This is a genomic window from Amycolatopsis ultiminotia, from assembly GCF_039536925.1.
GTDB lineage: Bacteria > Actinomycetota > Actinomycetes > Mycobacteriales > Pseudonocardiaceae > Amycolatopsis > Amycolatopsis ultiminotia.
The window spans coordinates 77,175-98,075 of the sequence record NZ_BAAAZN010000027.1 but is presented as its reverse complement, the minus strand read 5'-3'; the positions used below and the strand labels follow the sequence as shown (position 1 = coordinate 98,075).

Here is a 20,901-nt window from a genome sequence, read left to right as displayed (position 1 = left end):
GGTCACTTGTCCGCGGCCTTGTGGCACACCACGAGGGTGTCGTAGGCGTCGAGGAGCTTTTCCTCGGTGGAGGCGAAACCGGCGGCCGCCGCGTGCCGGTGGATCTCCTCGGCCGGGTACTCGGAACCACCGTCGGTCACCAGGAGCATGTCGAGGCTGATCACCAGGTTCTCGATCAGCGCGGGCCCCTCGGCGAGCATCCGGTCGTAGACCAGCAGCACGCCACCGGGACGCACCGCGTCGTAGGCCTTGCGGACCAGGAACTCCCGCTGGCTCTCGTCCCAGTCGTGCAGCACGTGGCCGAGGATCACCACGTCCGCCTCCGGCAGCGGTACCTCGAAGAAGCTGCCGGGGTGGAAGCTCACCGCGGCACCCAGCCCCATGGACTCCATGTGCTCGGTGAACACCTGCTGCATCGCGGGCAGGTCGAGCACCTTGCCGTGCAGCTGCGGATGCGCCTTCACCAGCTGCCCGACGAGGTTGCCGCGGCAGCCTCCGACGTCGAGCACCGAGGCGTAGCGCGACCAGTCGATCGCCTCGGCCAGCTTGGGGGCCAGCTGCTGGGTGAGCGCGTCCATCATCCCGACGAACTGACGCAGCACCTGCGGCGACTGGACCATGGTCAGGAACTCGCTGCCGGACTGCTGCTGCCCGGTGCGCAGCGCCTCGGACAGCCTGCCCCACGCCGGGTACAGGTTGCGGTTGCTGCGAAGCAGGAACCCACCGATGAAGGTGGGAACCGAGCGGACCAGGTACTTGTCGGCGCCCTCGGCGTTGGCGTAACGGCCGTCCTGCTCGCTCAGCAGTCCGAGCTGCACCAGCAGCGTGAGGAAGTCACGCAGTCCCCGGCCGTGCAGGTCCAGCTTCGTACGGATGGTCTCCTCGTCGGCGGGGCCCTCGTGGAGGAGCCCGAACAGGTCGAGCTCCACGGCGGTGAGCAGCGCCTTCGCATCGCAAAAGGCATTGCCGAGCCGAAGGATTCCGGCCGGGGTGGAGATATCGGGTGCGGTGGTCGTCATCGATGGATCCTCATCTCTGCGCGGTCGGCATCGACTCATGCCTGCGTATCGGCGACCGCACTGTCACCAGTCGACCTGAAAAGCCGGTCGAGAGCGGTTCGAACCGGGCGAACGCTCTGCTGTCCTCCCGAGAACTCTTCGAGCCGACCGCCCTATCCATGGTCCCAACCGATTCCGTCGCGAACAGAGGGAAGCTGTCATGTCCGACTTGAAAGTCGAGGTCCTGGTTGTCGGCGGCGGGCCGGTCGGCCTGTCGATGGGGGTGTTCCTGCGCCGGCACGGGGTGGACACCCTGGTGGTGGAAAAGCGGTCGAGCACCTCGTTCCTGCCGCGGGCGCCCGGGTTGCAGGCACGCACACTGGAGCTGTTCCGGGCGGCCGGCTTCGGACCGCGGATCCGTGCACTGGAGTTCGGCGACTCCCACCCGTACTTCGAGGGCGGCATCATCCAGGTCCGCACGTTCGCCGAGATCGACGACGCGATCACGCTCGAAGCACCGTCGCTGGACGGGCCGACGATCAGCCCGGAGCGGGTCATGGGCTGTGGCCAGGACCGGTACGAGAAGGTGCTCGCCGAGCTGATCGAGGGCGACGGCGGACAGGTGCGCTTCGAACACCGGCTCGTCTCGCTCGACCAGGACGCCGACGGCGTCGACGCGGTGATCGAGGACAAGGACGGCACCCGGCTGAACGTCCGCGCGGACTACGTCGTCGGCGCGGACGGGGCGGCCAGCACGGTGCGGCAGCTGGTCGGCGTCGAACGCGCGGGCCGCGGCACGGTGTTCAACGCGCTCAGCGTGTACTTCAGCGCGCCGGAGCTGGAGAAGCTGTTGAAAGACCGGAAGTTCATCCTCTGCTACGCGACGAACGCGCGGGCAGGCATGATCGGGCTGTCCCGGCTGCACGGCTGCGACCCCTGGCTGGCCACGCCGATCTACTACCCGGAGCGCGGCGAGACTCCGGAGGACTTCACCGACGAACGCTGCATCGAGATCGTCCGCGCCGCATCGGGGAAGCCGGACATGGCCGTGGAGGTCCGGGCGAAGGTGCCGTGGCGCGGCACCCAGCTGGTGGCGGAGACGTTCAAGAAGGGCCGGGTCTTCCTCGCCGGCGACGCCGCGCACGTGCACCCGCCTGCCGGCGGTTTCGGCGCCAACACCGGGATCCACGATTCGCACAACCTGGCGTGGAAGCTCGCCGCGGTGCTGCAGGACAAGGCGGGCCCCGCACTGCTGGAGAGCTACGACCCCGAGCGCAGGCTGGTCGGCGAGGCGATGGCGGAACAGGCCATGGTGCGCAACCGGATCCGGCACGGCTACGCGGACGAAGCGACCCGGGAGTCCATGGTGGACGACATCGTCGTGACGCTGGGCTACCGATACCGTTCGGCGGCCATCACCGGGTACGACCCGGCCGCGCCGGTGCTCTCCACCGGGCCGATGCTGGTCGGCGAACCGGGCACCCGCGCGCCGCACGTCTGGGTCGATCGCGGCGGCGAGCGGATCTCCACCATCGACCTGTTCTGGGACGATTTCGTGCTGCTCACCGGAACCCGCGACAGCGGGTGGCTGGAAGCGGCCGAGCGCGTGGCGAAACAGCTTTCCGTGCCGCTTCGCTGTTACGTCGTCGGTCCGGGCGGCGACCTGGTGCCGGAGTCCGACTGGGCGGCCAGGTACGGGGTGTCCGGCGACGGCGCGGTCCTCGTGCGGCCGGACGCTTTCGTCGCGTGGCGCAGCTCCGGCGAGCCCGGTGACCAGGACGCGGTGCTCACCGAGGTCTTCACCCGCGCGACCGGCCGGGGTCAGTCGTGACGACCTCGACCGAACATGCTGCGCCGGACACCGCGCTTTCGCTGCGCCGGCTGCCGGCGTGGTACCGCGCGATGTTCTCCGCCGATCTGGCGGAGCGCTTCAGCTTCTACGGCCTGCAAGCGGTGCTGGTGCTGTACGCGGCGGCTCCGCGCGCCTCCGGCGGGCTGGGCCTGGACATGGGCGACGCGGCGGCGTTGTTCGGCGCGTGGATCGCGGTGACGTTCACGTTGTCGCTTCCCGGTGGCTGGATCGGCGACCGGCTTCTCGGCGCGCGCCGGGCGATGCTGCTCGGCTGCGTGGTGAGCGCGGCCGGTCTCGCCCTGCTGGCCGTGCCTGCCGGGGTGACCGGCGCGGTCGGGCTGTGCGTGCTCGCCGTCGGCGGCGGGTTGTTCAAGCCGAATCAGGAAGCCGTGGTCAACCTGATGTTCGCCGGAGCACGCGAACGGGAGTCCGGGATCTCGCTGATGTACGTGGCGACCCAGATCAGCGCGCTGGGGGCACCGGTGCTGATCGGACTGCTCGGCGAACGCGTGAACTGGTCGGTGGCCTTCCTGACGTGTGCGCTTGCGGTCCTGCTCGCCGGCGTCCGGGTCGCCTTCGCGGTCCGGCATTTCGGCGAGGTCGGTGCCGCGCCCGGCTTGCCGCTGGCCGCGGAAGGGCGGCGCCGGCTCGCGCGCCGTACCACGCTGTACGTGGGGGTGCCGGTGCTCGTGGTCGTACTGCTCATGGCGACCGGCGTGATCGGGGCCACCACGCTGGTCTCGCTGGCCGGGTTGCTGTGCCTCGGCGTTTCGATCGGCGGCTACGTCAGCACGTACCGGATCAACGAGCTGACCGCCGCGGACCGGCGCCGGTTGCGGGCCTTCCTCGCGGTATTGCTTGGCACGGCGGCGTTCTGGGCGGTCGTGGCGCACGCCGGTTCGCTGCTCAACCTCTTCGCCAGGGACCACGTGGACCGTTCGGTGGCGGGGTTCGTCTTCCCGGCCAGCTGGCTGCAGTCGGTCACGCCGTTGCTGATCCTGCTGCTTGCCCCGGTGCTCGCGGTCGCGCTGCCGAGGATCGGTGGCCGCAACCGGGTCGCGGTCAAGTTCTCCATCGCGCTGCTGCTGGTGGGCGGCGGGTTCATGGTGATGGCGCTGGCCGTCTCGGTCGCCGCCACCGGACCGGTCTCGCCACTGTGGCTGGTCGCGGTGTACTTGACCGCGGCCTGCGGCGAGGTCGTGATCGCGGCGGTGGCCATCGCGGCGACGGTGGACGTGCTGCCGCGGGCGTACCTCGGCCGGATGCTCGGCCTGTTCTGGCTGTTCTCCGCGCTCGGAGCGGCGGCCGGCAGCGGCCTCGTCCGGCTGTCCGAGGTGATTGCACCCGCCGTCTACTACCTGACGCTCGGCGGGGTGGCGCTGGTGGCGGGCGCGGCCTTCGCGGTGTTCCGCACTCGGCTCACCCGCTCCCTCGCCCCGGCCGAAGGCCCCGACTATCCCGACCGGAAGGAGTGAAGCCGGATGCCAGCTTCACTGAAGGGGAAACGTGCACTGGTGACCGGCGGGACCAAGGGCATCGGGCTGGCCACCGCGCTGGAACTGGCGCGGGAGGGTGCGCTGGTCTGCGCGTGCTATGCGAATGACATCGCCGCCGCGACGAGCACCGAAGTCAAACTCAAGGAATACGGCGACCGGCACCGGGTGGTACGCGCCGACGTGACCGACCGGGCCGACGTGGCCCATCTGACCGATCTGGTGCGCGAAGCGTTCGGGGGCCTGGACATCCTGGTCAACAACGTCGGGGTGGACGGCGTGGTGACCTTCGAGGACCTGGACCGGGACGAGTGGTCCAGGGTGATGTCACACAACGTGGATGCGGCCTTCGTGACCACGCACGCGGCACTGGGCCTGCTCGCGGACGGTGCGTCGGTGATCAACGTCGGTTCGTCGGTCGCGTTGCGCGGCCGGTCCCGCGGTGTGCACTACACCGCAGCCAAGGCCGCGCTGATCGGGTTCAGCCGGGCGCTGGCGAAAGACCTCGGCGCGCGGGGGATCCGGGTCAACGTGGTCGCTCCCGGGCTCACCGAGACCGAACCGGGCGCGGGACTGCCCGCGCACATGGTCGAGCGGATCGTCACCGCGACCGCGTTGAAGCGGCTCGCGCAGCCGGAGGACGTCGCCGGTGCGGTCGTCTTCCTGGCCGGCGATTCCTCTCGTTACATCACAGGTACGACGATCAATGTAGACGGAGGTGTGTGATGCCCTACGCGGCAATCACCTATCGTGTGAAGACCGGTTACGAGGAGGAGATCGCGGAGATCTTCGGCCGGTTCCGGCAGATGCCGGACCCCACGCTCAGCCGGGACGACGGCAGCACGGCAGGCAAGCTGCTCGGCACCGCGGTGTTCATCAAGGACGAGTTCGTGGTCCGCGTCATCCACTACGAGGGCGACTTCGCCGAAGTGGGCAAGAAAGTGGGTGCGCAGGCCGGGACCCACCTGGTCGAAGAGGAGCTCGCCCCCTACCTCGCCGAACAGCGGGACACCACGACCCCGGAAGGGTTCCGGGCGTACTTCCGGAACGCAGTCATGCGGTGCATTTCCCACCTGCCGCCGCTGACCGCAGGAACCGGCCGGTGACCGCGACCCGGGTGGCGGTGCTCGGCCTCGGCATCATGGGCGCGGGCATGGTGCGTGCGCTGTGCGCCGCCGGGCATCCGGTCACGGTGTACAACCGGACCAGGGCCAAGGCCGAGGCGCTGAGCGAATTCGGTGCGGTGGCAGCGGATTCCCCGGCAAAGGCGGTGTCCGGAGCGGAGGTCGTATTGCTCAGCCTCGCGGACGAAGCCGCGGTCGAGGAAGTCCTTTTCGGACAGTTGGTCGGCTGCCTTGCGCCCGAGCAGGCGATCGTGGACACCTCCACCGTGTCGCCGGAGTTCGCCCGCGAGGCCGCCGAACGGCTTGCCGCACAGGGACTTCGCCGGGTCGAAGCGTGTGTGGTCGGCAATCCGCAGATGGCCGCCGGTGGCGCGTTGCGGGTGTTCATCGCCGGGGAACTGCACAGCAGCGAACCGGCGCACGAGGTACTGGACACGTTGTCGCAGTCGATCGTGCACCTCGGCTCGGCCGGGCGGGCCAGTTCGCTGAAGCTCGCCTTCAACCTGCTGCTCGGCGTTCAGACGGCGGGACTGGCGGAGGCCGTGCTGCTCGCCGAGGCTTCCGGGATCGACCGGAACGTGTTGCTGGAGGCGCTGGACACCAGCGGATGGCGTTCGCCGGTGCTGAGCTTCCGCAGCCGGTTCATGCGGGAGCGCAGCTACCGGCCTGCCGGGTTCCGCAGCACGTTGATGCACAAGGACCTGCTGCTTGCCCAGCAGGAGGCGGCGGCGCACGACACGGCGCTGCCGGTGACCGAATGCGCGGCGGACCGGTTCCGCGCGGCGATCGAAACCGGGCACGGGGACGACGACGCCGCCGTCGTCGTGGATGCCTGAGGACTCCGGAGGACACAATGGACATCGGAATCGGCTTGCCCACCACCGTTCCCGGTACCCCCGGGGCAGATCTGGTGGAGTTCGCGCGACGGGCCGACGAGCGCGGGTTCAGCACACTGGCCGTGCTGGACCGGTTCGTGTACGACAGCTACGACTCGATCGTCGCACTGGCCGCCGCGGCCACTGCGACGAAGCGGATCCGGATCGCCGCGACGGTGCTGCTGGCCGCGTACCGTCCGGGCATCGCGGAACTGGCCAAGCAACTGGCCAGCGTGGACCGGCTTTCCGGCGGCAGGCTGGCGGTCGGTGTCTCGGCCGGTGGCCGGGAGGACGACTTCAAGGTCAACGGAACCCGCTACTCGAACCGTGGCCGCCGGCTGGATGCGCTGCTCGAGGAGCTCACGCACATCTGGTCCGGTGCGGACGGCGGCACCGGGCCCCGTCCGGAGCGCGGTGAGATCCCGCTGTGGGTCGGCGGCCACTCGGAGGCCGCGCTGCGCCGGGCCGCGCGCTCCGGCAGCGCCTGGATCTCCCCCGGCGGAACGGCCGCGCGCTACCCGGATCTGGTCGCCCGTGCGGAAGCCGCGTTCGCCGAGGCGGGCCGCACCGAGCGCCCGCACATGGTCAGCCTGGCGTACTTCGCACTCGGCGAGCAGGCCCGTGGCGGCGATTACCTGCGCGATTACTACAGCTACATCGGCCAGAAGGCGGACATGCTCGCGCGCGGACTGCTCAGCACGAAGGAGCAGATCCACGAGACTGTGGCAGGCTTCGCCGAGGCCGGCTGCGACGAGCTGTTGTTCATCCCGTGCACGGCCGACCCCGCCCAGGTCGACCTGCTCGCGGAGGCTGCACTGGCATGACCGAGGCAGTTCTGGGCGTGGTGCTGCTGCTGGGCAGCGGACTGACCGCGGGCGTGCTGTTCGCGGTGGCGTTGAGCGTCGTCCCGGCACTGTGGGTAATGCCCGCCGAGCGGTACGTGTACACCCATCAACTGATCGGGCGGCACTGGGACCCGGTCATGCCGATCACCGTGCTCAGCACGACCGCGGTGGCGATCGCGCTGGCCGTACTGACCCCGACCGCCGCGTCGGGCTGGTACATCGCGGGCGCGGTGCTGCTGCTGTGCGTGTCGGTGGTGTCGCACTTCTGCAACGTCCCACTGAACCGCACGGTCAAGACCCTCGACCCGACCCGCATCCCGGACGGCTGGAAGGACCCACGCCCGGTCTGGCGCCGATGGCACCTGCTCCGCACCGCCCTGTCGATACTGGCGTTGCTGGTCAACACAATTGCCGCGCTTTGCACCTGATGCGGTGTGCCGCGTTTGGTTCGGCGCTCGGTGACTGGCTTTGCTGGTCAACACAATTGCCGCGCTTCGCACCCGACCTTGGGTGCCGCGCCGGCTGTCGTGCCTCGTGCCTGGTCTGGCTTTCTCTGGTTGGACTCCGTACTCGACGACCGTTGAGCGCACTTCGATCCCTTCCCTAGCCCGGTCGTCGATGCTGTTGCTTGTAGGCGACCGAGACGAAGCCGGCCGGCCGCCGAGTCCGAAGTGGACGTTGTCCGCGTGGCTCGGTGGTGCGGTGGCCGGCCGGGAGGTACGTGGTGACCGGATTCGTGTTCCCCCTGGTGTTGCTCGCCAACGGGCTGGCGTCCGGGGTGCTGATCTGGGGGCTGCTCGGCGGCTGGCCGTTGATGCGGAGCCTGTCCAACGAGCGTTACGTGCAGCTGCACGCGTTCTTCGCCACCCGGTACGACCCGTTCATGCCTGCCTGCATGCTGGTGACCATTGCCGGGGATGCGCTGCTCGGGTGGCGGCTGCCGGGTGGCGCGAGCGTGGTGCTGGTGGTGGCCGCGGCGGCGCTGACCGGGTGCGGGATCGTCGTATCGCTGGTGAAGAACGTGCCGGTGAACAAGTGGGTGCTCTCGCTGGATCCGGAGAACCTGCCCGCGGACTTCCCCGAGCGGGACCCGCGGATGGGCTGGGGCTGGTGGAACCGTCAGCGCAGCCTGCTGGTGATCGCGGCGTTCCTTGCCAATTGTGTCGCGCTCGGCCTGGTGCTGTGACCGGGCGGGTCGGGAGGTAACCGTGACGACGGAAGCGCCGGTCGCACTGCTGCTGCCGGGACTGGGCTCGCACTACGCGCGGATGGGCGCCGGGCTGTACCGGCGAGAGCCGGTTTTCACCGCGGCCGCCGAGGAGGTCTTCGACCTGCTCGGCCCGGCAGGCAACGGCGTGCGCGCGGACTGGCTGAGCGACGATCCGGTCGTGCCGATGGAACACGTCACCCGCTCGCACGTGCTGCTGTTCGTGCTCGACTACGCGTTCAGCCGGCAGGTCATGAGCTGGGGCGTGACCCCGGCCGCGATACTCGGGCACAGCGCCGGCGAACTGGTCGCGGCAACCTTGGCCGGCGTGTTCGGGGTGGCCGACGCGGTCGGCCTGCTCTGGGACCGGGTGCGCCGGCTGGCCGTCGCCCCGCCCGGCGGGCTGCTCGGAGTGGCCGCGACCGCCGAGCAGATCCGCCGCTACCTCGACGAGGACGTGGTGATCGGCGTGCTGAACTCACCGAGCCAGCTCGTCCTGTCCGGCCCGCGCCGGGCCCTGGACTCGGTGGCCACCCGCCTGCACGCGGACGGTTTCGCCTGCCGTCCGGTACCCGCCACCCTGGGTTACCACAACCCGGCGCTGGAGCCCCTGGTCGAGGAAACGGTGCCACTGGTGGACAAGATCGGCCCGGCCGCCCCCGGTATCGCGTTGTACTCCGGATACACCGCCACCCGCCTGACCGGCGACGAAGCGGGCGACCCCCGCTTCTGGGCAAGCCACCCGATATCCCCGGTACAGTTCTGGCCCGCCCTGAAAACCCTCCTCACCGACGGCGATTTCCACCTGGTGGAGGCCGGCCCCGGACAGGTCCTGACCACCATCGCCCGCCGCCACCCAGCAGTACAAGGCGGCCGCAGCCACGCCCACGCCGCATCCCCCGCCCACCCCTCCGGCGAACGCGCAGAACGCGTAGCCCTCCGCAAACTGGCCCGCACCCTGGGCGTATAACCACCACACCCGGCCGACCAACCGCTCCCGACCGCTCGACTTCTGGCTGGCTGTTTCCGGTGCCTGGCCGCTTGGCGTCGGGTTGGCTGGTTCTGGCGCTTGGCTGATCGTCGTCGGCGTCACCGCCCCGTGCTCAACTGCATCGGTCCCGAGGCCGACCGCTCTTCGCTCCGAGAACGGCTGCTTTCCTCGCCTGTAAACAATTTCACTCCGATATCGACCGCTTTTGCGCTGCTGGCAACCGTTTTCGCGCTGTGGTCGGCAGCTGCGTTGCCAACCCTTGCATTCTGTGCCGCGATCGGGCGATCTCGCACCGGTGGTCACTGCTCACCGTCACTGTCTGTTCGATCGGCCGGGAGCCGCAGGTCTGCTCGCTCCGGTCGTGCCTTGCCGCATGCTCGCCGGCTGCTCCGGACATCGGCGGTCGGTTTCGGGACTCCGTTGAGGTGTCGTTGAGTTGCCGTGCCGAGACTCGGCGGGAAATTCATGTTGCTCGCTCACGATGCCGACAGGAGTACCGGGATGTCCACAGCGGCAGTGCCGAAACTGCCCGGAATGGCCGAGCTCATTCCGCCGGTTTTCGGCTACGCCATATTCCAGATCACCGGTTCGATCTCCCGGCTCGGCATCCCCGACGCGCTCGGCGACGGTAGCGGGACGGCCGAGGAGCTCGCTGCCGAGGTCGGCGCTGATCTTCGGTTCCTGCAGCGGTTGTTGCGGGCCGGCGCGGCGGCCGGTCTGCTCACCACCTCCACGGACGGGCGATTCGCGCTCACCGAGCTCGGCCGGATGTTTCGCAAGGACGCGCCGTGGCTCGGTTACGCGCACGACGCAACGCACGCGCATCCGATGTTCTGGGAGGCGTGGGGTGCGCTGGAGAACGCGGTGCGCACCGGGATCCCGGCGTTCGATCTGGTGCACGGTAAGGGATTGTTCGACCACCTTGCCGGCGATCCCGAGTTGTCCTCGATGTTCCACCTGACCATGTCCACCGGTACCGCGTTGCAGGTGTCCGCGATCGTCGACGGTTACGACTTCAGCCCGTACCGGCGGGTGACCGACGTCGGCGGCGGCGACGGCACCAACCTCTCCGCGATCTTGAACGCCAATCCCGGGGTGTCCGGCGTGGTGTTCGACCGGGCGAATGCGTTGCAGGACGCGCCCGCGGTGCTGGAGAAAGCCGGGGTGGCCGATCGGTGCGAGACGGTGGCCGGCGACTTCTTCGACACGGTGCCTGCCGGGAGCGATTTGTACGTACTGAAGAGCGTGGTGCACGACTGGAACGACGAAGCCGCGGAAAAGCTGCTTTCGACCGTGCGGGCGGCCATGGAGCCGGACAGCAAGCTGGTCGTGTTCACCTGGCTGATGCCGGAAAAGGGCGACGCCGGCGGGGATCCGGCGGAGCGGCTGGCGATGGCGGTCCAGGACATCGAGCTGATGGTCGTCACCCGCGGCGAGATGCGGACGCTGAGCGAGTACACCGAGCTGTTCGGCCGGGCCGGGCTGTCGATCACCTCGGTGCTGGACATCCCGTGCCCGTTTTCCCTGCACGCGATCGAGGCCGAACGCGCTGGCTGAGCCGGGCGGCACTGGACTTCGGAGGTTCGACATGACGATGGACACGAGCACCCGGCCGGATGAGGTCGCGGCGGGCGAGCGGTCACTGGCGGCCAGGGCGCGGGCCGACGGCGTCCGCTTCCTGCTGGCACTTTTCGTCAACCTGGAGGGAAAGCAGTGCGCGAAGCTGGTACCGGTGGAGGCCGTGGACTCGTTCGAGCGCGAGGGACTGGGGTTCGCGGGCTTCGCGATCGGCGCGATCGGCCAGCAGCCGGGTGATCCCGACGTGGTCGCGATGCCCGACCCGGCGAGCTACACGCCGTTGCCGTCGGTGCGCGAGGGACTGGCGCTGGTGCACTGCGATCCCCATGTGGAAGGCGAACCGTGGCGGTATGCGCCGCGCGTGATCCTCAAGTCGCTGCTGGCGCAGGCGCGGCAGCGGCAGCTGGAACTGAAGGCGGGCGCGGAGATCGAGTACTTCCTGGTGACCCGCGACGCCGAGGGCAGGCTGGTGCCGGCGGACGGTCGCGACACCGCACCGCACCCGTGTTACGACGCCCGCAGTGCGACGCGGATGTACGACCACCTGACCCGGGTGTCCACCACGATGAACTCGCTGGGCTGGGGCAACTACTCGAACGACCACGAGGACGCCAACGGCCAGTTCGAACAGAACTTCGCCTACGCCGACGCGCTGACCACCGCCGACCGCGTGATCACCGCGCGGTACGTGATCTCGATGCTGGCCGAGCAGCAGGGCATGACAGCCACCTTCATGCCGAAACCGTTCGCCGACCAGACGGGTTCGGGGCTGCACCTGCACTTGTCGCTGTGGCGGGAGGGTTCGGCGCTCTTCCCCGGCACCGGCACACACGGCCTGTCCGACCTGGCGTTGCGCTTCCTGGCCGGGCTGCTGGAACATGCACCTGGCATGCAGGCGGTGCTCGGTCCGACGGTCAACTCCTACAAACGCACCGGCGCCATTTCGACCCGCTCCGGCGCCACGTGGTCCCCTCGCCAGATCACCTACGGTGGCAACGACCGCACCCACTACCTGCGCATCCCGGACGAACACCGCGTCGAACTCCGCGCCGGCGACAGCGCGGCCAACCCGTACCTGGCACTGGCGGTCGCACTGTCCGCCGGCCTGGACGGCGTGGACCGCGAACTGGACCTGGCCGACCCCTGCCACCCGGAGCTCCCGCCGACCCTGCTGCACGCGGTCGACGCCCTCACCACGGACGCGGTCCTGACGGCCGCGCTGGACACCGTCGGCCCCGGCGTCGCCGACTACTACGCGACCCGGAAAAGCGACGAGTTCTTCGCATGGCACACCACAGTCAACGACTGGGAGCGTGACCACTACCTGACCGCATTCTGACCCACCCCCACAGACCGCCGACGGGACCGCCCGGCCGCAACCCGCCCGACGACCCACCCCCCGGCCGCAACCCACCCGACGACCCACGCCCCGGCCGCAACCCACCCGACGACCCACCTCCCGGCCGCAACCCACCCGACGACCCACCCCCCGGCGGTGCACCCCGCGATCCACCCGGCGACCTACCCCGTGACTCACCCGATGGCTCCCCGGCGAGGTACCTGACGGCTCACCCGGCAACCCACGCTGCGGGCCACCGGCGGGACCGCCCGGCTGCGATGTACCCCGTCGCTCGCCCGGCACCCCCGATGGCTCACCCGGCGAGGTACCCGAGGCTCCCCCGTCAGCGGGGACGGCCGCTTCCGCCAGTGTCCGGCCGGGCACTGGCGGTCCGGTCTGTCTCGGTCCTGGCTAGGCGGCGTCCGGCCGGGACTTGCCTGATCAAGTGCGCGAGCCGCCCTTTCCCCGTTCCTGGCCCGGAGGGAGCTGCCTCACTCCGGGCGCGCCTGACCAGCGTGCAGGCGGCGCCTGGCTTTGCCGGACGGGCACGCACAGCGCGGTTCCGCTCAGGTGCGTTCTGGTCCGGGGGAGGCCGGGGCCGGGTCCGGACTGGTGTGAGCAGCCGGGCCACCCGGGGCAGGCGCCCGGACCTGCCCCCGGCGTGGCTGTGCCTGGGGTTCCGGCTCGGGATGGAGGTGCTCAAGGCCGGCCCGAGCCGGACCGAGCCGCAGGCCTCGGCCCGAGCCGGACCGGGCGGGGGTCTGCGGCTCGGGCCGGGGGGGGCGGTCAGAACTGTGAGATGTCCAGCTTGCCCTCCGAGTACGACGCGCGGATGCGTTTCTTGTCGAACTTGCCGACGCTGGTTTTCGGGACTTCCGGGACGAAGGTCCAGTTCTCCGGTAGCTGCCACTTCGCGACCTTGTCGGCAAGGTAGTCACGCAGCTGTTCGGCGGTGACGCTCTCGCCCTCCCTGACCACTACGGCGACCAGGGGGCGTTCGTCCCACTTCTCGTCCGGGATGCCGACCACTGCGGCCTCCGCGACGGCCGGGTGGCCCATCACCTGGTTCTCCAGGTCGACCGACGAGATCCACTCGCCACCGGACTTGATCACGTCCTTGGCGCGGTCGGTGAGGGTGAGGAAGCCGTCCTGGCTGATCTTGCCGACGTCGCCGGTGCGGAGCCAGCCGCCGTGGAACTTCTCCGGGTCCGGCGAGGGAGCACCGTCGCTGCCGCCGTAGTACCCCCCGGCGATCCACGGGCCGGACACCTCCAGCTCGCCAACGGCTTCGTTGTCCCAGTCCCGCTCCTGCCCGTCGTCGTCGATCAGCCGGGCGGACACCGACGCAGGGAAGCGGCCCTGGGTGTAGCGGTAACCCCAGCGCTGTTCGCCGGTCGCGCTGGCCGGCGGGCGGGCGACGCTGCCGAGCGGCGACGTCTCGGTCATGCCCCATGCGTGCAGGATCGGCACGCCGTAGCGCTCCTCGAAGGCGTGCATCAGCGCCGGCGGTGCCGCCGATCCGCCGACCACGACCTCCCGCAGGTGGCTGATGTCCTGCGGATTCGTGTCGAGGTGTGCCAGCAGGCCCTGCCAGATCGTGGGCACGGCTGCGGCGAACGTCGGCTTCTCCGCGGCCAGCAGCGCGGCGATCGGAGCCGGCTGCAGGAACCGGTCCGGCATGAGCAGTGACGCACCCACCATCAGCGCCGCGTACGGCAGGCCCCACGACATGGCGTGGAACATCGGCACGATCGCCAGTGCGGTGTCCTCCTGCGCCAGCCGCATGCTGTCGCTCATGCACACCTGCATCGAGTGCAGCCAGATCGAGCGGTGCGAGTAGACGACACCCTTCGGGTCACCCGTGGTGCCCGAGGTGTAACACATCGCCGCTGCGGACCGCTCGTCGATCTCCGGCCACTCGAACTCGTCGGGCTGTCCGGCCAGCAGCTCGTCGTAGGAGTGCACGGTGACGCCCTCGGGCGCGGCCAGCGCGGAGGCGTCGCCATTGGCCACGATCACGTGCTTGACCGTCTTCATCCCGGACAGGTTCTTCGCCAGCAGCGGGACCAGCGTGCCGTCGACGATGACGACGTGGTCCTCGGCGTGGTTCGCCACGAAGGTGAGCTGCTCGGGGAACAGCCGGATGTTGAGGGTGTGCAGCACCGCGCCCATCGCCGGTACCGCCAGGTAAGCGGCCAGGTGCTCTGCGTTGTTCCACATGAACGTGCCGACCCGCTGATCCCCGGTCACGCCGAGGCTGCGCAGCGCGTGCGCCAGCCGCGCAGCGTGCTTGCCGAGGTCCGCATAGGTCTCCCGGCGGGCTTCTGAACCGGTCCAGGTGATGACTTCGCTCGCCGCGTGCACTTTCGTGCCGTGCCGCAGCAGCTTCGCCAGCGATAGCGGCCCGTCCTGCATCGTGCTCAACATGGGTGACTCCCGTGGTGCTGGTTCGCCGGTGAACTGGGGTGCCGCCGACTCTAATCCGGATCGGCCGCTCCGAGCACGGTCAACTTCCCGCCGCCGGTGCCCCCGTAACGGGTGGTGCCGACCAATGTGCATGATCAACTTTATCCGCGCTTTTCGTTGCAGGGCAAGAAAATGCGTGTGGTAACTGCATGGAAAAGGAGTCTCGTTCGGGTGAGGTAATGGCGGTCGGAAACCGCCGTTCGCGACCGTTTCCACAGGTCGTGAGGGGTCCCTTCACGCCTTCGTCGACAGACCGCCGGAGGGTGATAAGTGCGTGTCGGTTGCGCACTCCGCGGGCACGTGGCGTTTACTGGGGCCGTGGTAAGTGACGGCTGGCCAGCGCTTGCTCCTGCAAGCACACGGTATTGGCCGTCGGCCGCGGAAGCGGAGACCTGAGAGGAAAGGACATTACGTTGGCTCTGCCCACGTTGACTCCGGAGCAGCGCGCTGAGGCCCTCGCCAAGGCGGCAGAGGCTCGTAAGGCGCGTTCGGAGCTACTCGCTTCGATCAAGGCCGGCAAGGAGACCATCGAATCGGTGCTCAAGCAGGCCAAGGAGAACAAGACCATCGGTAAGACGAAGGTCACTCAGCTCCTCAAGGCCGTGCCAGGCCTTGGTGCGGTCAAGGTCGCCGCGCTGCTCGAGCAGGCCGGGATCGATCCCGACCGCCGGGCCGCCGGCCTGGGCGAACGGCAGCGCGAAGCGCTGATCGACGCACTCAAGTAGCGCTTGGCCGGCGTCCGGTCCGGACCAGAGCGGCCGCGGGGAAGGTGTGCCGGAGGTGTTCTTCCGGCAACACTTTCCCCGCGGGGCTCCCGGATCCTGGGACGCTGGGAGGGTGCCGACCAGTACAGCACCGGCGACCCCGGTCGAGACCACCCTCCGCTACCAGCGGGGCGACTTCCTGTTCGCAACGGCCCGGCGGGCTCTGCTCGCGCAGGGCGTGCTTGCCTCCGTGACCGACCTCGATCCGCGCCGGCTGGCTCGGAAAGTGGCCGCTGAGCTGGACAGCTCCGGTGTGCCGCTGGCGGTCGGAGTGCTGCCGTTCGACACCGGCCCGGACACCGCTGTGCCCGGACACCTGGTGCTGCCCCGCACGCTGCATCGTGCCCAGGCCGAGGCCGGGGCCGCCGAAGCACCGCCTGCCGAGGTGCTCCCCGCGCCGGTGGCCACGAGGCGGCTGCCCTCGCCGGACGGGCACCGCGCGAACGTGCGTGCCGCCGTCGCCGCGCTCGAGCAGCGAGGCCTGCGCAAGGCCGTGCTGGCGCGTGCCCTGGAGCTCGAGTTCGAAACGCCGATCCCGGCCGAACGGATCGTGCGCAACCTGGCCCGCGGCAACCCGCGGCACCACACTTACGCCGCCGAGCTGCCCGGAGGCCGCACCCTGGTGGGTGCCACCCCGGAACTGCTGTTGTCCCGCGCCGGTGACTCTGTGTTCACCACTCCGCACGCCGGGTCCATGCCGCGTTCCGCCGATCCGGTCGAGGACCGGGCGAACGGCGAGGCCCTCCTGTCGTCCGCGAAGGACCAGGAAGAGCACGCGGTGGTGATCGATTACGTGGTCGAGGCGCTGCGGCCGTTCTGCCGGCGGCTCGACGTGCCGGACGGTCCGGACCTGGTGTCCACCCCCGCGATCTGGCACCTGCGCACCGCGATCACCGGCGAACTGGTCGACCGTTCGGTAACCGCACTGGACCTCGCCGCCGCACTGCACCCGACGCCGGCCATCTGCGGCACCCCCACGGCCGAGGCGCGCGCACTGGAGCAGGAACTGGAGCCGTTCGACCGCGGTTACTACGCGGGCACCGTCGGCTGGGTCGACGCGGCAGGCGACGGGGAATGGGCAGTGGTCGTCCGCTGCGCCGAGGTCGCCGACAAAACGATGCGCCTCTACGCAGGCGGCGGCATCGTGCCGGCGTCCGACGCGGACGCGGAGTACCAGGAGACGGTCGCCAAGTTCCGCACGCTGCTGGCCGCGATGGGCCTCGACGACCGCTCCTCGTGAACATTCAGGGGAGCCAGCGCTCCTCGGTGACGTTCAGCGCCCCGGTCGTCAGTGCGGCGACCGCGGCGCGGTGGCCTTCGGCAGCTTTCAGATCGGCCAGCCGGGTGCGTGCCGGATCCAGCGCCGCGTCCTGAGCGGAGACCAGTTCGGCCGGCGCGTCGTAGCGCGAGAACGTGATGCTCTGCAGCGGGATCTTCAGCCCCTTGCCGGTCGCCTTCATCACGGCTTCCTTGCGCGTCCAGTACACGAAGAACGCCGCGGAACGCTCCTCGTCCGACAGTCCGGCGACGGCCTGCTGTTCCTCCGGGCTGAGCGCGTACTCGACCAGCGACGGGTCCGCCGTGCGGTTCGAGGTCTCCACGTCGAGGCCCACCGGCACGCCGTCGGTGGCCGCGAGCCCGATCAGGTTCCCCGAGTGCGAGATGGACAGCACCAGATCCGAACCCGGCACCTGCGGGCGGCCGTGCGGTTTACCGCAGTCCGCACAGGTCGAATCGAAGCGCACGGACTCCGGTTCGCCGCCGAGCCGCTGCGCGGTGAGCGTCTTCGCGAGCACCCGCCCGGTCAGGAACCGCCGTTGGTCGATCTCCTGCCGGTAGGCCTCGAACCGGCCTCGTTCGAGCTCGTCGAGCAGCCGCAGGTAGCGGTCCGCCACGGGCAGCGGCTCCGACCAGCGGACCACGATCTCCGTCACCAGGCACCCTCCTCGTTCGCCTCCGATCTTCCCGGTGCGCGCCGCGGTTGTCACGAGATCGGGACGAAAACTGGGGTTCGGTGGCACACAACGCGACGGAGGCCCCCTCGGAACTCGAGGGGGCCTCCGCGGCAATGTCCTGGGGGTTACTTGCTGGTGTTGCGAAGAGCGATCGGGACTCCGGCGAGATCCTCCTCGTTACAGAGCACCTTCAGGTCGTAATAGGGCGAACCCTTGCGTTCGTCGTAGTCCAAGTGGATCGCGAGCACGTCGAGCGGTTCACCGAGCCACTCCTGCGCCTGACGTAGCCACACGGCACAGCGGTCCAGTGCGGCAGGCAGATCGTCGTCGCGGAACTCGACCGGGCGATACGGCACGTCCTGGACCTGGTCACGGGGGTGTGAGGGAGCAGGCAGGCCAGGTGCGAGACCCGAGTCGTCCAGTTCGAGTTGGATCGTTTCCTCAGTCACCCTTCGAGCGTCCCCCACGTTCGCCGCCGGGGCAAGGCGTACCGCGCTAATTGCCGGGCTGAACAGGCAGATCCCACACCTGGGCGACCACATCCATGCAGTGCCGAAGGTCTTCGGCGCGCACCGTGGCGGGGTGCCCGAGTGCGCGCAACGCGAGTTCCGCGTAGTGCGTGGCCAGCTCGTCCAGCCGCACCGGTCCACGCGGTGAGTACCATCGGGCCACGCCACTGCACATTTCCAGCAGCGCCAGCCTGGTCACCGCGGGACGGTCGGTGTGGAACGCCCCGCTCTCGACGCCGTCTTCGATGATCTGCGCCCACCGCTGCTCGTATTCGTCCCGCAGCGCGACCACACGGGCACGTGCGGGAGCCGAAAGCGCGTCGACTTCGTTGTCCACCACGCGGGTTTCGCCGGGCTGCACGGCGTGTGCGAGCACGTGCAGCGCGACCAGTGTGCGCAGCCGGACCATCGGATCGCCGTGCTCCGGGGTGGCTTTCCCCGCGGCGTCGAGCAACCGGCGCAGGGCGGTCGTCATGATCTCGACGAGCAGGTCCTCCTTGGTGCCCATGTAGTGGTAGAGCGTCGCGGACGAAAGCTCCGCCTCCTGGGCGAGATCGCGAATCCCGGTGCCGTGAAAACCCTTGGCGGCGAACAGTTTCACCGCGGCCGCACGCACTCGTTCGGCACTGTTCACAGCCACCGTCCGAGCACCCGGTCCCACGAGCCGGCGCGCGGATCCGCCACCTTGCGCAGCTCGCCCTTGGCGACGCGTTCCGACGGCGTGAGCGGGAGGTCGTCGGCAAACGCCCAGAACCGCGGCACTTTGAAATAGGCCAGCTGCCCGGCGCAGAATTCCGCGAGCGCCTCCGGCACGGGGTGTTCGCCCTCGCAGACCACGTACGCCTTCACCTCCTCGCCGCGCAGCTCGTCGGGCACCGCGAGCACGGCCGCGAGCCGGACCGCCGGATGCTGCAACAGCGCGCGTTCCACCTCGTCGGCCGACACGTTTTCGCCGCTGCGCCGGATCATGTCCTTGGTGCGGCCGACGTAGTAGACGCGGCCTTCGGGGTCCATCCGCGCGAGGTCGCCGGTGTGGAACCACCCGCCGGTGAACGCACGCGCGGTGGCCTCGGGATCGTCGTGGTAGCCGTGCATCAGGCCGATCCCGCGGATCAGCAGCTCGCCGGTTTTCCCGCGGGGCAACGGTTTTCCGTCCTCTCCGGCGATCAGCACCTCGCGGTCGCGAGACGGGCGTCCAATGCAACCGGTGCCGACGGTGACGTCGTGGTCTTCCTCGGGCACCCGGAGGTCGCCGCCCGTCTCGGTCATGCCGAACGCCTCGTACCACGGCACGCCCCAGCGCTGTTCCAGCTCGGCGTGCAGTTCCGGCGGGATCGCCGACGCGTAGATCGCCCGTACACGGTGGTTGCGGTCGTCCGGATGGGGCGGCTGGCGCAGCAGCAGCGTGGGCATCATGCCGAGGCAGTAGAACCAGGTGACGCGGTGTTCCCGCACCTTCGCCCAGAACGACGACGGGTGGAACCGGTCGAGCACCACGAGCGTGGCACCACCGGCAAGCCCGAGTGCGACGTTCCACTGTGGATCGATGTAGTGGAACGGCTGCGCGGTGAGCAGTACGTCGTCTTCTCCCACGGCTGGGAAGTCGGTGGCCAGTCCGACCGCGAGGGTGGTCCAGTAGCGGTGCGGCAGCACACAGCCCTTCGGCGCGCCGGTGGTGCCGGATGTGTACTGGATGTTCATCGGCTGTTCGGCGACGACCGGGTCGGCCTCCCGCCGGGTGTCCGAGTGCAGTGCGTCCGGAGTCAGGACCCGTTCGACTGCGGTGTCCGGGGCGACCTTCTCCAGCAGCTCCACGAATTCCTCGGCGGCCACGGCGAAGCGGGCGCCGGAGTGGCGCAGCACGTGCGCACCGTCGAACTCGCGGTAGTTGATGTTCACCGGTACCAGCACCGCGCCGAGTTTCGCGAGCGCGAGCCACAGCAGCGGAAACTCGGGTTGGTTGCGCAACATCACCGCCACCCGGTCACCGGCCCGCACGCCCAGCTCGTGCAACGCCGCGGCGAACTGCCCGCTGCGCTCGTCGACGTCGGCGAAACTGAACCGGTCGCCAGTGGCGTCGAAGAGCCATGCGGTGCGCTCCGGCCAGCGCTGGGCAGCCCGGTTGAGCAGCGCGACGAGCGTGTCGGGCTGCGGCGTCACGGCCGGCTCCGGAACGCTTCGGTCGACGCACGGACCGCGGCCGAGTGCTCGGTGATCAATGCGTGGCTGACCTCGAGCTCCAGCGCCGATTCGAGACCGTGGTCGATGCCGGCGTCGAGGGCGCGTTTGGCCATCGTGGCGGCCTCCGGCGGATGGTGTGCGATCTTCTCCGCCCAGCCCAGCGCGAGCGGCATCAGCTCGGCGGCGGGCACCGCGGCGTTGACCAGGCCGAGGTCGTGCGCTCGGCGGCCGTCGAAACGCTCACCGAGCAGCAGCAGTTCTTTCGCCCTGAGCGGTCCGACGAGCAACGGCAACAGCCGCGACGCGGCGCCGGTCACGCTCAATCCCAGCGACACCTCCGGGAAACCGAACACCGCGTCCTCGGCGGCCAGCACCAGGTCGGCGCCCAGCGCGAACTCCGCACCCGCGCCGATCGCGTACCCGTGCACCGCGGCGACCACCGGTTGCGGCAGTGCGCGCAGCCGCCGGGTGACCTCCTGCAGCCGGTCGAGCCGTACCCGGGAGTCGCCTTCGGGAGTGGGTTCCTTGAGGTCGTGCCCGGCGCAGAAGGCCCGCCCGTTGCCCGCGAGCAGTACCGCACGGGCCTCGCTGGCTGCGGCCCCGTCCAGCGCGGTGAGGAAGTCGTCCACCAGTACCGGGGCGACTGCGTTCAGCCGCTCGGGCCGGTTCAGCCGGATCTGTGCGATACCGCCATCGACGGTCAGGTCCACGGTGCTCATACCGC

General features: G+C 69.7%; 20 protein-coding genes. 13 read left to right on the top strand and 7 right to left on the bottom strand.

Features of this window, described 5'->3' with window-relative positions; translation table 11 throughout:
• Positions 1-2: 2 nt before the first annotated feature.
• On the bottom strand, positions 3-1,019 hold the full coding sequence (locus ABD793_RS39035) for a methyltransferase (protein ID WP_344868627.1): 1,017 nt from the start codon (positions 1,017-1,019) through the stop codon (positions 3-5).
• A 199-nt stretch (positions 1,020-1,218) separates the two neighbouring features.
• On the opposite strand from ABD793_RS39035, the gene ABD793_RS39030 reads away from it, so the two are divergent.
• The 11 genes from ABD793_RS39030 (at position 1,219) to glnT (ending at position 12,302) form a co-directional block, all read left to right on the top strand.
• Complete coding sequence (locus tag ABD793_RS39030) at positions 1,219-2,829, top strand: FAD-dependent monooxygenase (protein ID WP_344868626.1); 1,611 nt, start codon at positions 1,219-1,221, stop codon at positions 2,827-2,829.
• The gene (locus ABD793_RS39025; RefSeq protein ID WP_344868625.1) at positions 2,826-4,325 is read left to right on the top strand and encodes a peptide MFS transporter; all 1,500 of its coding nucleotides are present in this window, start codon (positions 2,826-2,828) and stop codon (positions 4,323-4,325) included. The genes ABD793_RS39030 and ABD793_RS39025 overlap by 4 nt, the downstream gene beginning before the upstream one ends.
• Before the next feature lie 6 nt (positions 4,326-4,331).
• A complete protein-coding gene (locus ABD793_RS39020) occupies positions 4,332-5,069 on the top strand; it encodes an SDR family oxidoreductase (protein ID WP_344868624.1) in 738 nt (245 codons plus the stop codon).
• Positions 5,069-5,449 carry a SchA/CurD-like domain-containing protein gene (locus ABD793_RS39015; protein WP_344868623.1) on the top strand — a complete coding sequence of 127 codons (381 nt, stop codon included), beginning with the start codon at positions 5,069-5,071 and terminating at the stop codon, positions 5,447-5,449. The genes ABD793_RS39020 and ABD793_RS39015 overlap by 1 nt, the downstream gene beginning before the upstream one ends.
• The gene (locus tag ABD793_RS39010) at positions 5,446-6,303 is read left to right on the top strand and encodes an NAD(P)-dependent oxidoreductase (RefSeq protein WP_344868622.1); all 858 of its coding nucleotides are present in this window, start codon (positions 5,446-5,448) and stop codon (positions 6,301-6,303) included. The genes ABD793_RS39015 and ABD793_RS39010 overlap by 4 nt, the downstream gene beginning before the upstream one ends.
• Positions 6,304-6,320: 17 nt before the next feature.
• Positions 6,321-7,166 carry an LLM class flavin-dependent oxidoreductase gene (locus tag ABD793_RS39005; RefSeq protein ID WP_344868621.1) on the top strand — a complete coding sequence of 282 codons (846 nt, stop codon included), beginning with the start codon at positions 6,321-6,323 and terminating at the stop codon, positions 7,164-7,166.
• On the top strand, positions 7,163-7,615 hold the full coding sequence (locus tag ABD793_RS39000; RefSeq protein WP_344868620.1) for an anthrone oxygenase family protein: 453 nt from the start codon (positions 7,163-7,165) through the stop codon (positions 7,613-7,615). Before ABD793_RS39005 ends, ABD793_RS39000 begins: the two co-directional genes overlap by 4 nt.
• 296 nt (positions 7,616-7,911) lie before the next feature.
• The gene (locus ABD793_RS38995) at positions 7,912-8,373 is read left to right on the top strand and encodes an anthrone oxygenase family protein (RefSeq protein ID WP_344868619.1); all 462 of its coding nucleotides are present in this window, start codon (positions 7,912-7,914) and stop codon (positions 8,371-8,373) included.
• A 22-nt stretch (positions 8,374-8,395) separates the two neighbouring features.
• Positions 8,396-9,364 (top strand): acyltransferase domain-containing protein, encoded by a 969-nt coding sequence (locus ABD793_RS38990; protein ID WP_344868618.1) that lies wholly within the window; start codon positions 8,396-8,398, stop codon positions 9,362-9,364.
• Between the two features lie 522 nt (positions 9,365-9,886).
• Complete coding sequence (locus tag ABD793_RS38985; RefSeq protein ID WP_344868617.1) at positions 9,887-10,942, top strand: methyltransferase; 1,056 nt, start codon at positions 9,887-9,889, stop codon at positions 10,940-10,942.
• 31 nt (positions 10,943-10,973) lie between these two features.
• The gene (gene glnT / locus ABD793_RS38980) at positions 10,974-12,302 is read left to right on the top strand and encodes a type III glutamate--ammonia ligase (protein WP_344868616.1); all 1,329 of its coding nucleotides are present in this window, start codon (positions 10,974-10,976) and stop codon (positions 12,300-12,302) included.
• A gap of 786 nt (positions 12,303-13,088) precedes the next feature.
• Here the strand turns inward: glnT and ABD793_RS38975 are convergent.
• On the bottom strand, positions 13,089-14,729 hold the full coding sequence (locus ABD793_RS38975) for a long-chain fatty acid--CoA ligase (RefSeq protein ID WP_344868615.1): 1,641 nt from the start codon (positions 14,727-14,729) through the stop codon (positions 13,089-13,091).
• 452 nt (positions 14,730-15,181) lie between these two features.
• On the opposite strand from ABD793_RS38975, the gene mihF reads away from it, so the two are divergent.
• A complete protein-coding gene (mihF, locus tag ABD793_RS38970; protein WP_170069819.1) occupies positions 15,182-15,493 on the top strand; it encodes an integration host factor, actinobacterial type in 312 nt (103 codons plus the stop codon).
• A gap of 112 nt (positions 15,494-15,605) precedes the next feature.
• On the top strand, positions 15,606-16,772 hold the full coding sequence (locus ABD793_RS38965) for an isochorismate synthase (protein WP_344868614.1): 1,167 nt from the start codon (positions 15,606-15,608) through the stop codon (positions 16,770-16,772).
• A gap of 4 nt (positions 16,773-16,776) precedes the next feature.
• Here the strand turns inward: ABD793_RS38965 and ABD793_RS38960 are convergent, their stop codons facing one another.
• The 5 genes from ABD793_RS38960 to ABD793_RS38940 all read right to left on the bottom strand — a co-directional run bounded on the left by ABD793_RS38960 (position 16,777) and on the right by ABD793_RS38940 (position 20,896).
• Positions 16,777-17,466 carry a 4'-phosphopantetheinyl transferase family protein gene (locus ABD793_RS38960; RefSeq protein WP_344868613.1) on the bottom strand — a complete coding sequence of 230 codons (690 nt, stop codon included), beginning with the start codon at positions 17,464-17,466 and terminating at the stop codon, positions 16,777-16,779.
• Positions 17,467-17,612: 146 nt separating this feature from the next.
• Entirely contained in the window at positions 17,613-17,936 is a 324-nt protein-coding gene (locus ABD793_RS38955) for a hypothetical protein (RefSeq protein WP_344868612.1), read from the bottom strand.
• 46 nt (positions 17,937-17,982) lie between these two features.
• The gene (locus ABD793_RS38950) at positions 17,983-18,630 is read right to left on the bottom strand and encodes a TetR/AcrR family transcriptional regulator (RefSeq protein WP_344868646.1); all 648 of its coding nucleotides are present in this window, start codon (positions 18,628-18,630) and stop codon (positions 17,983-17,985) included.
• Positions 18,627-20,156 carry an ATP-dependent acyl-CoA ligase gene (locus ABD793_RS38945; RefSeq protein ID WP_344868610.1) on the bottom strand — a complete coding sequence of 510 codons (1,530 nt, stop codon included), beginning with the start codon at positions 20,154-20,156 and terminating at the stop codon, positions 18,627-18,629. The genes ABD793_RS38950 and ABD793_RS38945 overlap by 4 nt, the downstream gene beginning before the upstream one ends.
• The gene (locus tag ABD793_RS38940; protein WP_344868609.1) at positions 20,153-20,896 is read right to left on the bottom strand and encodes an enoyl-CoA hydratase/isomerase family protein; all 744 of its coding nucleotides are present in this window, start codon (positions 20,894-20,896) and stop codon (positions 20,153-20,155) included. Before ABD793_RS38940 ends, ABD793_RS38945 begins: the two co-directional genes overlap by 4 nt.
• Positions 20,897-20,901 lie beyond the last annotated feature (5 nt).